9 protein-coding genes and 1 riboswitch are annotated in these 13,491 nt (G+C 74.7%); of the genes, 4 read left to right on the top strand and 5 right to left on the bottom strand.

Annotation, left to right across the window (positions count from 1 at the left end; genetic code table 11):
* Positions 1-539: 539 nt before the first annotated feature.
* Positions 540-1,001 (bottom strand): nucleotide triphosphate diphosphatase NUDT15, encoded by a 462-nt coding sequence (locus ACFOWE_RS29340; RefSeq protein WP_377293520.1) that lies wholly within the window; start codon positions 999-1,001, stop codon positions 540-542.
* A 516-nt stretch (positions 1,002-1,517) separates the two neighbouring features.
* Between ACFOWE_RS29340 and ACFOWE_RS29335 the strand changes: the two genes are divergently transcribed.
* Both ACFOWE_RS29335 and ACFOWE_RS29330 read left to right on the top strand, forming a co-directional pair.
* Positions 1,518-1,715 carry a CsbD family protein gene (locus ACFOWE_RS29335; protein WP_377293518.1) on the top strand — a complete coding sequence of 66 codons (198 nt, stop codon included), beginning with the start codon at positions 1,518-1,520 and terminating at the stop codon, positions 1,713-1,715.
* A 294-nt stretch (positions 1,716-2,009) separates the two neighbouring features.
* On the top strand, positions 2,010-4,136 hold the full coding sequence (locus tag ACFOWE_RS29330) for an N-acetylneuraminate synthase family protein (protein ID WP_377293516.1): 2,127 nt from the start codon (positions 2,010-2,012) through the stop codon (positions 4,134-4,136).
* A 15-nt stretch (positions 4,137-4,151) separates the two neighbouring features.
* Here ACFOWE_RS29330 and ACFOWE_RS29325 read toward each other — a convergent pair whose 3' ends face one another.
* On the bottom strand, positions 4,152-4,640 hold the full coding sequence (locus ACFOWE_RS29325; RefSeq protein ID WP_377293514.1) for a hypothetical protein: 489 nt from the start codon (positions 4,638-4,640) through the stop codon (positions 4,152-4,154).
* A gap of 451 nt (positions 4,641-5,091) precedes the next feature.
* Here ACFOWE_RS29325 and ACFOWE_RS29320 point away from each other — a divergent pair, with 451 nt between their 5' ends.
* Together ACFOWE_RS29320 and ACFOWE_RS29315 are read left to right on the top strand one after the other, a co-directional pair.
* Positions 5,092-6,021 (top strand): glycosyltransferase family 2 protein, encoded by a 930-nt coding sequence (locus ACFOWE_RS29320; RefSeq protein WP_377293512.1) that lies wholly within the window; start codon positions 5,092-5,094, stop codon positions 6,019-6,021.
* Positions 6,018-7,313, top strand: coding sequence for a polysialyltransferase family glycosyltransferase (locus ACFOWE_RS29315; protein WP_377293510.1), 1,296 nt, complete (start codon positions 6,018-6,020; stop codon positions 7,311-7,313). Before ACFOWE_RS29320 ends, ACFOWE_RS29315 begins: the two co-directional genes overlap by 4 nt.
* A gap of 43 nt (positions 7,314-7,356) precedes the next feature.
* Here the strand turns inward: ACFOWE_RS29315 and ACFOWE_RS29310 are convergent, their stop codons facing one another.
* The 3 genes from ACFOWE_RS29310 to ACFOWE_RS29300 all read right to left on the bottom strand — a co-directional run bounded on the left by ACFOWE_RS29310 (position 7,357) and on the right by ACFOWE_RS29300 (position 12,971).
* Complete coding sequence (locus ACFOWE_RS29310; RefSeq protein WP_377293508.1) at positions 7,357-10,329, bottom strand: PAS domain S-box protein; 2,973 nt, start codon at positions 10,327-10,329, stop codon at positions 7,357-7,359.
* A gap of 333 nt (positions 10,330-10,662) precedes the next feature.
* Positions 10,663-11,907: a DUF6716 putative glycosyltransferase gene (locus ACFOWE_RS29305; protein WP_377293506.1), complete on the bottom strand. Its 1,245-nt coding sequence runs from the start codon at positions 11,905-11,907 to the stop codon at positions 10,663-10,665.
* An 11-nt stretch (positions 11,908-11,918) separates the two neighbouring features.
* Positions 11,919-12,971 carry a hypothetical protein gene (locus ACFOWE_RS29300; protein ID WP_377293505.1) on the bottom strand — a complete coding sequence of 351 codons (1,053 nt, stop codon included), beginning with the start codon at positions 12,969-12,971 and terminating at the stop codon, positions 11,919-11,921.
* Positions 12,972-13,342: 371 nt separating this feature from the next.
* Positions 13,343-13,478, top strand: a riboswitch (cyclic di-AMP (ydaO/yuaA leader).
* Positions 13,479-13,491: the final 13 nt, after the last annotated feature.

Here is a 13,491-nt window from a genome sequence, read left to right as displayed (position 1 = left end):
CCCGCGCGGCCGCGCCCTCGTCGACGCCCGGCGCCGTACCGGCGACCGGGCGCATCCTCTCCCCTCGACACGGCTGGCTGCCCTCCGGCGTCCCGCTCAAACACGTTCCCGTGGTCTTCCTCTTCAGCGCCACGTCACCGGCCCGGACAGCGGAAACCCCGTACGGCCGGTCTCCGTGGGCGGGCCGGTTCTCGTCCGGGGTTCCCCGCCCGGGGCGGGTCCCCGCGTTCCCGCGCCGGGTTGACGGCCGTGGGCGTGTGCGCGCCGTACGCATGCGGGCCGTAGTCGCTCGCTTCCGGGCCGCCCATCGTTCTCGCCGACGCTGAAGCGATCCGCGCGGGGCCGGTTCAGGGCCGGCCGCCGTCGCCTTGCGGTCATCCTGCCGGGAAGGAGCTCAGAGCCGCTCGCCGCAGGGAGCCCTGCCGGGAGCACAGGACATCCGCTGGCCGGCCGGCGCAGGTGCTGTTCCGGCCACGACACGACCGGCGTTCCGGCCGGGGCTGCCGCCGACCGGTGGACGGCGGGCCTGCCGGATCCTGTCAGGGACCGTCGGAGGAGGCGGACGCGTACAGAACCGTCGGACCGTCCTGGCCGAGAAGGCGGGAGAGCAGGTGCGCGGTCGCGGGGAAGAGGTTCTCGGGCAGGTCATCGGGCGGGAACCAGCGCCAGGACGCGAACACCTCCGGCTCGGTGACGACGGGCGGTGTGCTGCCCGCTGTCATCGTGACGCCCGCGGTGACCCGGATCGCGGTGCCGCCGGGATGGTCGAGGACGATGACGGCGGTGCGCGGCGGACCGGCGTCGGTGATCCCGGTCTCCTCGGCCAGTTCCCGCACGGCGGCGGCCTCGAACGACTCCCCGGGCTCGACCGCGCCACCGGGCAGGCACCACGACGGTGTCTCGTCCGCCCTGATCCGTTCCCCGAGCAGGATCCGCCCCTCCGGATCCGTGAGAACGACTCCGACCCCGATCACCCGCTGTACGCCATCGGCGGACTTCATGACCGCTCCCTCAAAGACGACGGAACGGCCTGAAGCCTAACGATCATCATCCCGGAAGCGGCACGCCTGACGGCAGGCCCCGCTCGATCTCCACTACGGCGAGCGGCTCTGAGCTCCTTCCCGGCAGGGTGGCCGCAAGGCGACGGCGGCCGGCCCTGAACCGGCCCCGCGCGGATCGCTTCAGCGTCGGCGAGAACGATGGGCGGCCCGGAAGCGAGCGACTACGGCCCGCATGCGTACGGCGCGCACACGCCCACGGCCGTCAACCCGGCGCGGGAACGCGGGGACCCGCCCCCAGGGAGGCCGGGGGAAGCCGCTCGCCCGCGGTGGCGGGAAACCGTTCCCTTCAGGGAGCGGCGGGGTCACGTATTCGGCCGGTGTTCTCCTCGGTGTGGGAAACCGGATATCCGTGAGCGGTGTTCCTCGCCTTAAAGATCCATAGATCACGATTAGTACCGCGAATGTCCGGTTATGACTCTCACCGACAATCCTGTCATTCCAACGGGGGAGCTCAGAATGACCAACTTCGATCAGATGCGGGGCAAGGCCAAGGAGGCCGCCGGCAAGATGACCGGCAACGAGGGCATGGCTTCCAAGGGCCGCGCCGAGCAGGCCAAGGGCAAGGCCAAGGAGAGCGCCAAGAAGGCCAAGGACGCCGCCCGGGAGACCGCCCGGGACGTGTCCGACCGTGCGCGGGACAGCTACACCCAGTAGGAGCCCGCTTCGGATCACGGAGCGCCGCGGACAGGCTTCACGCCGTCCGCGGCGCTTCTTTTCATGCTCGATTTCACAAATCATCATTTTTCATCTTAAATCGGAAATTTCTCCACGGAGAGGCGGTGGATTCCCTCCCGATTCCGCCCTCCGGCGGCGCCGGGGGCCATCCGGAAAAGTTAAGACGGCCGCCTCTGGGCGTTCAGCTCAGGCACCCCTTACCGGCCACCCTCGCGGCTAGCGTTCCCTATTACCCCAGCTCAGGGGCTTTTGCCGTAGGTAAGAGGAGTCACCGTGCGAGTCCTGGCCGTCATCCCCGCCCGTGGAGGTTCGGCGGGCGTCCCGCTGAAGAACCTGGCCCCCGTGGGAGGAGCCCCCCTGGTCGCCCGCGCGGTGAGGGCGTGCCTGAGGGCCGAGCTGATCGACCGGGTCGTGGTCAGCACCGACCACGCGGAGATCGCCGAGGCCGCCCGCACCGCCGGAGCCGAGGTGATCGACCGGCCCGGTGAGCTGAGCGGCGCGGAGGCCTCCAGCGAGTCGGCCGTGCTGCACGCGCTCGACGTGCTCCCCGAGGTCCCCGAGGTGGTCCTCCTCGTCCAGTGCACCAGCGCCTTCATCGACCCCGCCGACCTGGACCGCGCGGTCGCCAAGGTCACCGGCGGCGAGGCCGACGTGGTCTTCTCGGGACTGGAGACGCACGAGTTCCTGTGGGACGCCGCCGGCGCCGGGGTCAACCACGACCCGTCCTTCCGCCCGCGCCGCCAGGACCGCGAGCCGCACTACCGCGAGACCGGCGCGTTCTACGTGATGCGCGCCGACGGCCTGCGCGAGCACGGGCACCGCTTCTTCGGCCGGGTCGCCGTGCAGCCGGTGCCCTCCCGGCACGCCGTCGAGGTGGACACCCCCGAGGACCTGGAGATCGTCCGGGCGCTGGCGCCGTTCGTGGACCTGCCCGAGCCGATCGACGTGGACGCGGTGATCACCGACTTCGACGGGGTGCACACCGACGACCGCGCCTACGTCGACGAGGACGGCCGCGAACTGGTGGCGGTCAGCCGCTCCGACGGCATGGGCGTCTCCCTGCTCCGCCGCTCCGGCGTCAAGATCATGATCATGTCCACCGAGCGCAACCCGGTGGTCTCCGCCCGCGCCCGCAAGCTCGGCGTCCCCGTCCTGCAGGGGCTGACCGACAAGCGGACCGTGCTGCGGGACTGGCTGGCCATCGAGGGCCTGGACCCGGCGCGCGTCGCCTACGTCGGCAACGACGTCAACGACCTGGGCCCGATGAGCGACGTCGGCTGGCCGGTCGCGGTCCCCGACGCCCACCCGAGGGTGCGCGCCGCCGCCCGGGTCGTGCTCACCCGGCCGGGCGGGGCGGGAGCCGTACGGGAGCTGTGCGAGCGGGTGCTGGCGGCGCGCGCCGAGATCACGGCGGGCACGGCGGGCACGACGGGCACGGTGGCCGCGCCGGCGGGCCCGGCGGCGCGGACGGATCTCCTCGTGGCGCCCCGCCCCGCTCCGGCCGCCGCCTCCGCCGCCGCCCCGGCGGCCCCGCCTGTCCGGATCGGGGACGCGCTCGTCGGCGCCGGGCAGCCGGTCTACGTGATCGCCGAGATCGGCATCAACCACAACGGCGACCTGGAGATCGCGCGCCGGCTGATCGACGTGGCCGCGGCGGCGGGCTGCCAGGCGGTCAAGTTCCAGAAGCGCACCCCGGAGATCTGCGTCCCGCTGGAGCAGCGCGACCAGATCCGGCAGACGCCGTGGGGCGAGATGACCTACATGGAGTACAAGCTCCGCACCGAGTTCGGCCGCAGGGAGTACGAGGAGATCGCCCGCTACTCCGCCGCCAGCGGCCTGCACTGGTTCGCCTCCCCCTGGGACGTGCCGTCGGTGGAGTTCCTGGAGGCCATGGACGTCGTCACGCACAAGGTCGCCTCGGCCGGCGTGACCGACCTGGAGCTGCTGCGCGCGCTCGCCTCCACCGGCAAGCCGATCATCCTGTCCACCGGCATGTCCACGCTGGAGGAGATCGACCGGGCGGTGGAGATCCTCGGCACCTCGAAGCTGGTGCTGATGCACGCCACCTCGACCTACCCGCTCCCCCCGGAGGAGGCCAACCTCCGCACGATCACCACCCTCCAGGAGCGGTACGGCGTGCCGGTCGGCTACTCCGGCCACGAGCGCGGCCTGCAGATCTCGCTGGCGGCCGTCACGCTGGGCGCGGTGACCGTGGAGCGGCACATCACCCTGGACCGCACGATGTGGGGCTCCGACCACGCCGCCTCGCTGGAGCCGTCCGGGCTGGAGCACCTGGTCCGCGACATCCGGATCATCGAGACCGCGCTCGGCGACGGCGTCAAGCGGGTCTTCCCCGGCGAGCAGGCCCCCAAGGCCCGCCTGCGCCGCGTCACCGTCTGAGCGGCCCGGTCCGGCTCAGCGGCGCGGGCCGCCGCCGTGCTCCTCGGCGGCGGCGCGGATCACCGCCCGCAGGTCCGCCTCGGCCGCGTCGCCGAGGGCGGCCACGGCGGCGGGGAACGCCTCCGTCAGATCGATCATGACATCGAGGAGCACCTCGTCCAGGAGCTCCCCGCCGGCGGCGGGACCCACCTTGGACCGCGCGCTCGCCAGCCGCGGCCCGTTGACCATGGAGCGGGCGACGTCGCGCAGTTCCCCGGGGGTCAGGAGCGTGTGCGGGTCCCACGGGCGGCTCTGGTCGAAACGCCGCTCGTCGAACTCGTCGATCTTCCGTTTGAGGACCGGCCGGCGGGCGGGCTCCAGCGGGGTGTCCGGCCGCAGCACGAGCCCTTCGGCGACGTTGCCCGGCAGGGCGGGCAGGCCGAGCGCCCGCGGCACGCGGGTGGGGGACCTGACCGGCAGCGCGTCCAGTTCGGCGCGGGTCCCCCTGGCCGGCAGCGGCACCACGTCGAGCCCGGCGGTCGAGCCCGGCGACGGCGGCGACCTCGGCGTACGGCAGGAAGACCCCCGGATCGCCGGGATCGCCGTGGCGCAGCACGTCGGAGAGGGCGAAGCGGATCTGCGGGCTGTACCACACGCCGGTCTGCACGGGCGTGCTCCCCGGCGAGGCCGGGAGACATCGGGGTGCGGGTAGTGCCCGCCGTACAGCTCACCGTAGATCCGCACGGCCGCGCCGCCGCGGGCCAGCGCCCGTTCCGGGGCGGGTGGCCCGTTCCGGGACGTACGGCGCGGTCCGGTCCTCCCGTTCCGCGGCGGCGCACCCGTCCCGGGAGACGCGGCGTCCGCTCCGGGCGGGCGTACCCCCAGTGTTCACCGGCGCGTCCGGGCGTGTTCAGCCCCGGCACCCCGGTGATCGCTAGCGTGCGGACGACCGCGCTCCGGCCCGTGAGGGGAGACCTTGATCAAACTGTCCGTCGTCGTCCCGGTGCGGGACGCCGAGCCCTACATCGGCGACGCGCTCGCCTCGCTGGTGCGCAACACGCGCACCGACTTCGAGTTCATCGTCGTGGACGACGGCTCCACGGACGGGACCGGGCAGGTGATCGAGGACTTCCACGACGACCTTCCGGGGCTGGTCGTGCTCCGCAACGAGACCCCGGCGGGCCTGGCCGAGGCCCGGAACCTCGGCCTCTCGCTGGCCTCCGGCCGCTACGTGAGCTTCCTGGACGGCGACGACTGGCTCGCCCCCGGCTACCTCGCCGATCTCGTCGGCGCGATCGAGCACCTGGGCTGCGACTTCGTCCGGGTGGACCACGTGCAGGCGGAGGGGCGCCGCAGGGTGGTCCACCGGGCGCCGGCGGCGCTGCGCGGGACGGTGCTCAAGCCGCGCGAGCACATCCTGCCCGCCCGGTCCAAGACGATGGTCGACTACCCCTACGCCTGGGCCGGGATCTACCGGCGCGACCTGGGCGACCTGCTGGCCTTCCCCGGCGGACTGCACACCGCCGAGGACCGGCCGTGGATATGGCGGCTGCACCGCGAGGCCGCCTCGTTCGCGGTGGTCTCCCTGGCCGGGCTCTTCTACCGGCGCATGGTGGCCGGCTCGCTCACCCAGGTCGGCGACGAGCGCCAGCTGCACTTCTTCGACGCCTACGAGCTGGTCTTCGACGGCCTGGAGGAGGAGTTCGCCCCCAAGGCGGTCCGCCAGTTCCGTGCGCTGCTCGCCCACCACCTGGAGCTGGGCGAGCGGTTCCCGCCGGAGCTGCGGGCCCGCTTCGAACGGCGCGGCGCGCAGGCGCTGCGCGGGCTCCCGCCGGCCCCGGCGGACGACATCAGGCTGGACCCCGGCCGCGAGGCGGTCCTGCGCAGACTCCTGGAGGTCCGGTGACCGCGAGAACACAAGTGTTCTACGCCTCGACCCTGTTCGGCGCGATGACGTTGGCCGCCGCGCTGGACGAGGGCGTCTTCGGCCCGCGCGGCGACCGCCGGATCCTGCTGGTCTCCAACAACGCGGCCGTCCCGGAGATCACCCCGGCCCTGGACGAGGCCCCCGGCTTCGCCGCGCTCCGCTCCCGCTTCGACGAGGTGCGGTCGTGGAACGAGATCATCGCCCCGCTCCACCCCTCGGAGTGGCGGGCCCGCGTCGTCGAGGTCCCGCTGGCCGGCCGGCTGCTCGCCTCCCATCTGGGGCTGGACGGCGGGATCGCCGAGCTGGTGGTGGAGTCGATCGCCGTCCCCCCGGCGCGGACCGTCGCCGGGCTGCTGCGGGACTGCCCCGTCACGGTCTACTCCGACGGGCTGATGAGCTACGGCCCGACCCGCGACCCGCTCCCCGCCGAGATCGCCGGGCGCATCACCCGCCTGCTCCACCTCGACCTGGTGCCGGGCCTGGACCCGCTGCTGCTGTCGGAGTACGGCGTGCGCCCGCGCACCGTCTCCGGCGACGCCTTCCGCCGCGTCCTCGGCGAGGTCACGGGGTCGCGATCCGGCGGGACCGGGGCCGAGCCGGGAGAGGCGATGATCCTCGGGCAGTACCTGTCGGCGCTGGGCATCCTCACCCCCGAGGAGGAGGACCGCCTGCACGCGGACATGCTGCGCGCGCTGGCCGCCCGGGGATGCGCGTCGGTGCTGTTCAAGCCGCATCCGGCCGCCGGGAGGCGGCACGCGCGCCGGCTCCGTGAGACGGCCGCCGCCCTCGGCGTCCGGCTCGCCGTGGCGGACGAGACGGTCCCCGCCGAGTCGTACTTCGCGGCGCTGCGCCCCGCGCTGGTCGTCGGCTGCTTCTCCACCGGCCTGGTCACCGCCCGTCGCCTGTTCAGCCTGGAGGCGGCGACCTCCGGCACGGAGCTGGTCCTGGAGCGGCTGGCGCCGTACGAGAACAGCAACCGCGTGCCCGCCACGATCGCCGACGCGCTCCTGCCCCGGCTCCGGGCGGACGGCTCGCTGGAGGAGCCCCCTCCGGCGGATCTCGGAGCGCTGGTCCGCGCGGTCGGCTACTGCATGCAGAGCGAGGCCCACCCGGACCTGCGCGACCAGGCCCGCGCCTATCTGGACGCCCACGGCCCGGCCCGCTACTTCAAACGGCAGCGCCTGTCCGCCCTCGGCCTCCTGCCGCCGGTGGCTCCGTCCCCCAGTCCTCTGGGCCGGCTCCGCCGGCGGCTGTCGAGGGCTCTGTCCTGAAGACACCGCTCCGGGGACGCCGCCCGGGTGGTTCAGCCCTGGTTCAGCCCTGCCCGGGGGGAGCGGCGGGCAGGCGGACGGTGAGGACGGTGCCGCCGCCCTCGCGGGGGGCGGCGGTGATGACGCCGCCGTGGGCCTCGACGATCGCCTTGGTGATGGCCAGGCCCAGCCCGGTGCCCTTGGTCCCGGCCTCCCGGGCGGTGGAGGCGCGGAAGAACCGGGTGAACAGCTGCGGGTACTGCTCGGCCGGGATGCCGATGCCGGTGTCGGCGACGGTGACGACGGCCTCGTCGCCCTCCCGTCCCGCGGTGACGAGGACGGCGCCTCCCTCGGGGGTGTACCGGATCGCGTTGGACAGCAGGTTGTCCAGCACCTGGCGGAGCCGTACCGGGTCGGCGTGCACGGTCAGGGGCTCGGCCGCCTCCGCGGTGAGGGTGAGCCGCCCGCGCTCCCCCTCGGGCCGGTGGTCGCCGACGGCGGTGCGCACCAGCCGGTCCAGCGGGACGGGCCGCGGGTCGATGACGGCCCGGCCGGCGTCGAAGCGGGCCAGGTCGAGCAGGTCGTCGGTGAGCCGCTGCAGGTGCCCGCTCTCGCGGTCGGCGACGTCGATGAGCGCCCGGCGGCCGGCGGCCGGGTCCAGGTCGTCCAGGAGCATCTCGACGTAGCCGCGGATGGCGCCGATCGGGGAGCGCAGCTCGTGGCTGACCACGGCCACCAGCTCGTCCTTCATGCGGTCCAGGTCCCGCAGGCGGTCGACCTGCGCCTGCTCGCGGGCGAGCAGGCGCTCTCGCTCCTCGGCCAGCCGGTGCTGCTCGGTGACGTCGGTGGCGATGCCGTCGACGAACAGGCGGCCGCCCTCGCGGCGGGGCCGGGCCCGGGGCCAGACCCAGCGGGTGACGCCGTCGAGGCCGACGATGCGGAACTCGGTCTCTGCCGGCCGGCCGGCCACGAGCTCATCCATGTAGGCCTCCGCGGCCGCCCGGTCCTCCGGATGGATCCGCTCGAACATGAGCGCGACCAGATCGGTGCCCTCGGGGAGCGGGGCGCCGAACATCCCGCTCGCGTCCGAGCTGGTGTGCACCCGGCGGAACACGCCGCCGGTGATCTCGTAGGTCCACATGAAGTCGCTGAGCTGGGAGACGATCTGGTCGATGTGGCGGCGGCTGGTCTCCAGGGCCAGGGCGAGCTCCTCGGCGCGGCGCCGTTCGAGGTGGCGGCCCAGGTGGGCGCAGACCCCGTCGAGCAGGGTGCCCAGATCGTCGCCGGGCTCCTCGACACGCTCGGCGAAGAACGCCAGCACGCCCAGCAGGCCCTGTGCGCCGCGCACCGGGAGCCCGGCGGCGGTGTGCAGGCCGGCCCGGGCCGCGGCCTCGCGCCGGACGAAGCCGAGCGGGTCGGAGGGCAGGTCCCGGATCCAGACGTCGCGGCCGGTGGCCTGCACCAGGCCGGGCAGCCCCACACCGGCGCCGAACGTCACCCGTTCGTCGCCGGTGAACGCCGACAGGTCCCTGCCGGGCGCGGTCCACGAGACGAGACGGGTGACGCCGTTCCCGCCGGGGTCGGCGTGCCAGTATTCGCCGCAGGCCCAGCCCATCCGGCCGGCGATCGCGGCGACCACGCCGGCCGCGGCCTCCTCGGCCGTGGCCGCGTCCGCCAGCGCCTCCGCCGCGTCCTGCTGTACGGCGCGCATGACCTCGGCCCGGTGCCGGCCGGTGATGTCGTGCATGACCACCACCGCGCCCAGCCGGCGCCCGTCGGGGGTGTCGATCGGCCGGCCGTTGGCCAGGAACCGGCGGGGCGGGAATCCCGGCACGGCGACCACCACCTGGCTGCCCTCCACCTGCTCGCCCGCGAACGCCCGCGCCAGCGGGACCTCCTCGGGGCGCAGCAGGGTGTGCCCGTCCGGGGCGAACAGGTGGTAGGTCCCGGCCCAGTCCCGGGCGTCCAGGGGCTGCTCGGTCACGTGGTGGATCTCGCGCATCGCCCGGTTGAACAGCGCGATCCGGCCGTCGGCGTCGCAGGCCGCCACCCCTGCCTCGATGCCGTCGAGCAGCGCGGCTAGGAAGGTCCGGTCGCGCTCCAGCTGCTCCCGTACCGCGCGCCGCGCGCCGATGTCGTGCAGGAAGGCGTGGAAGACGGGTTCGCCGTGCCCGAGGTCGGCCTGGACGGCCAGCTCCACGGGGAACTCGCGGCCGTCCCGGTCGACGGCGGCCGTCTCCGTCCGCCTCCCGGCCAGGGTCGGCCCGCCGGTCTCCAGGATCCGGCGCAGGCCCCGGTGGTACGCCGGCCGCAGCCGCGGCGGGACGATCAGCTCGCTCACCGGCCGGCCGACGGCCTCCTCCCGCGACCAGCCGAACAGGCGTGTCGCCGCAGGGTTCCACTCCGTCACCGCTCCGGTGGCGTCGATGGAGACGAACGCGTCGTGGACGCGGTCGAGCACCCCTCTCAGCCGCCGGGCCGACAGCAGCGCCTCGCCGGTGGCCAGCCGGGAGGCGATCTCCGTCTCCGCCATCGCGGCGACGTCCTCGGCCGACTCCAGCCCGTTCCGGTCCCACTCGCGGGGTTCGGTGTCGACCGCGCACAGCGCTCCCAGCACCTCGCCACCGGGCCCGCGCAACGGGAAGGCGGCGCAGGCGCCCACGCCGAGGCCCGAGAGCGCCGGATCCCCGACCGGCCGCTCCCCACCGGCCCGGGCACCGGCCCGGGTGCCGTTCCAGGTACCGGTCCGGGCGGCGTTCCAGGCGTCGGTCACGACGAGCGGCGCGCCGGCGGCGGTGACCCGTTCGCAGATGGAGCCCCGCAGCGGGGCTCTGCGCGGTCCGTCCGGGCGCGCGACCGGTCCCGCCGCGCCGAGGACCACCTGGTCCCGGCCGTCCGCCAGGGACACCAGCGCGACGGGCGCCTCCAGCAGCCGGGCCGCCAGACGGGCCAGCCGGTCGAGGGCGGGCACGGGGGCGTCGAGCAGGCCCGCGGCGCACAGCACCGCCGGTCGCGGGGCGCGGAGCGCAGGGAACACCGAGGACGCCGAGGACGCCGAGGACGCCGAGGACGACGGGTACGCCGAGGACACCGAGGACGACGGGTACGCCGAGGACACTTCGCGCCACCCCCTCATCCCGGCTTCCCCCAGGTCATCGGCGTGGTGAGACCACCTCTACCGAGTTAAGCACCCTCTCCCGTGAGGCGGTCGGCGGCCCCCACGCCACCCGGCCGGGCCGGCCGTCCGGGGCCCGCGGAGCCGACCGTCCCGGGGCCCGCGAACCTGCGTCCCGGGGCCCGCGGAGCCGTCCGTCCCGGGACCCGGGAGCCGCCGGCCCGGGACCCTGGGACCGCCGGCCCGCGGCCGCGCTCAGCCCAGCGCCCGCAGGTAGCGGCGCATCCGCCGCTTGGCCCGGTAGCCTGCCCGGAGCACGTTCGGCGGGACCTCCACCCGCAGGCGGGCGCGGCGGCGGGCGGCGGCGTACTGCGGGCCGTCGAGCAGCGAGACGGCCGGCGCGAGGCTGCCCGAGCGGGCCCGGCCGACCAGGGATACCAGCCGGGCCGTCCAGTCCTCCTGGTCGCCGCCATGGAAGTAGTTGGCCGCGCACCAACTCTCGTCCGGAGTGCGGAAGCTCCCCTCGGCCAGGTCGTCCAGGGTGCCGAGAAGCCCGCTGCCCTCGAAGACGATATTGATCATCTCCGCGCTCACCCCGAAGTCGGAGAGCACCAGCAGCGGCACCTGCTGGGCGATGGCCTCCAGCGCGGCGGTCGAGGAGACCGTGACGAAGCCCGCCGCGCGGGCCAGGTGCTCGTGCATCGGGCCGCCCTCGAAGCGCAGGACGCCGGGCCGTCCGCCGAGGTCCTGCCAGAGGCGCTGGTAGTGGTGGCGCTCGTTGTGCGTCTGGCGCTCGTCTGCCAGGGCGCGGAGCTTGACGACCACGTCCAGGTCCGGGCGGCGTCCGGCCAGGTCGGCCAGGGCCAGCAGGATGCGCTCGCGCTCCTCGCGCCGCCTGGGCACCTTGGCCTGGGTGGCGAACACCACCCGCTTACGCGGCCCGGCCGCGGTCCCGGCGCCCGGGTCGTCCGCGGCCCCGCCCCCGCCCCTGGCCCCGCCCCTGGCCCCGGCCCCGATCCCGGTTCCGGGGCCGGGGCGCAGGAAGGGCAGCCGGGCCAGGCCCACCTCGCCGCCCCCGCCGAGCCTGCGGCCGATCTCCGTGAACTCCTCGACCTCCCGCCCGCTGTGCAGGACGAACAGGTCGCACCCGCTCCGGAACAGCCACGCCTTCTCGGTCGCGGGAATCGAGATGCCGGGCAGCCCGGAGACGAACACCGGCCGCGGGGACAGGCCCGCGAGCACCTCGGCGGTCAGGATGTCCACCACGGGCCCGGTGCAGGCGACCAGCACGGCGTCCGGCCGGAACCGCTCCGCGGCGCGGCGCAGCGCGCGGGCCGAGAGCACCGGCGGGTCGGCCGCCGCGCCGGACACGGCCGCGCGGATCTGCGCGGGTGACGGGGTGATGGGCGTACGGATCACCGCCAGCTCCGCCGTGCAGCCTCCGGGCAGGCCGCCGAGCAGGCAGGCGGCCCACTTCAGGTAGGAATCCGAGTCGGCCACGGCCAGGACTTTCAACCGCGCACTCCAGTGTCGTGGTGGGCGAACATCGAAAGGTGGGAGCGGAGCGAGGGCGCGGCCCGGGCGGTCCACCACTCGTCGGGGACCTCCACCGTCTCCACGGCCACGCCCCGCGCCGCCAGCAGGACCCGCAGGGAGGTGACCGCGGTGGAGGGCAGGCTGATCACCTTCTGCTCCGCGGCCAGTCCGCGCAGGGTCATCTCGGCGGGTCCGCCGCCCTCGTAGACGGTGACGCCGGGTTGCCGCCTGACCCGGTCGAGGTCGCCGGGGTCCTCCCGGCGGTGCGGGAAGTAGGCGACGGGTCCGGATGAGCCGAGCTCGGCCAGCCAGGTGAGGTAGCGCTCGCGGTGGATCAGCCCGTTGCGGACCAGCGAGGTGCCCAGGACGACGGTGCGCTCGGCGGGGCGGGGTCCGCCCAGCGGCTGGGCGCGCAGCCAGGCGAAGTCGTGGCCGGCCAGTTCCGCGCCGGTGCGCCGTACGGCGTCGGCCAGTTCGGCGGGGACGGGCAGCGCGGTGAAGATCGACAGTCTGCCGGCGTGGGCGGCGGCGCGCAGCCGGAGGGCGGCGGCCGCGCCCAGGGCGGTCCGCGCCGCGGAGCGCAGCGGCCGGCCGGCGGCGCGGGCCCGCAGCAGCGGGACGCCCGGCCGGCCGGTGAGCAGCTCCAGGAGCCTGATCGTGGCCAGCCCGTCGTCGACGATCACGACGCGGCGGGGCAGGGCGGTGAGCCAGGTGAGCTGGACCTTGCCGGAGAAGGCGTCGCCCACCACCCAGGCCGGACCCCGGCCTGGCCGCGGCATGTCCTGTTCCGGCTCGGCCAGCTCCAGCCCGTCCGGCAGGCCGAGGCGGCGCAGCTCGCGGCGGGTCACGGTGAGCGGGCGCAGCCCGGCCCGGGGCACCACCCTGGTCCGGGGGCCCAGCAGCCCGGCGTGGTGCGCTTCCACCACGCCGAGCATCTGCAGCGGGGACTCCACCCAGGCGACGGCCGAACACTGCTCCCGCGCGTGGTCTCGACCGTGCTGCTCCACGCCGGGCGATGACCCGTTCACGACGGCCTCACGGTAACGCGGCGGTCTTACGGCGCCGGGAACCCGAGGTGAACAGCCGGCCACGCCCCCGATCCCCGCCGGAACCGGGCGGCGCCGGAACCGGGCCCCGCTGGAACCGGGCGGCGGCGTGCGGGTCCGTCTCCGTTCGACCGCCCCCGCCCAGCCGTCCCGGGCGCGGTCGTCCCGGGCGCGGTCGTCCCGGACACGGTCGTCCCGGACACGGTCGTCCGGATGCGGACACCTCCCCCTCCCCCGCTACACCGCCTTTTGCCGGATTTTTCCCCATCCGATGCCGAGAGATGAAACCCCGCTCCGATCGTTTGCCCGGCCTTCACCGTGCACCGGCTCAGGCATCCGTGCAGGTGACCGATGGTTCAAGTACGCCGAATCCGCGACCCCGCGGAACCGGGGACCCACTCCCCTGGGGTGAGTCAGCGCCACGTGCGCTGTAGGGCACTTTCCGGCCCGAACCCGTCAGCTAACCCGGTAGGCGGTACGGAAGTCGATCAAGGAGCCGAAT

The sequence above is a fragment of the Planomonospora corallina genome (assembly GCF_042650625.1).
GTDB classification, from domain to species: domain Bacteria; phylum Actinomycetota; class Actinomycetes; order Streptosporangiales; family Streptosporangiaceae; genus Planomonospora_B; species Planomonospora_B corallina.
Note: the sequence above shows the minus strand (reverse complement) of the source record. Positions and strands in the feature narration are given on the sequence as shown.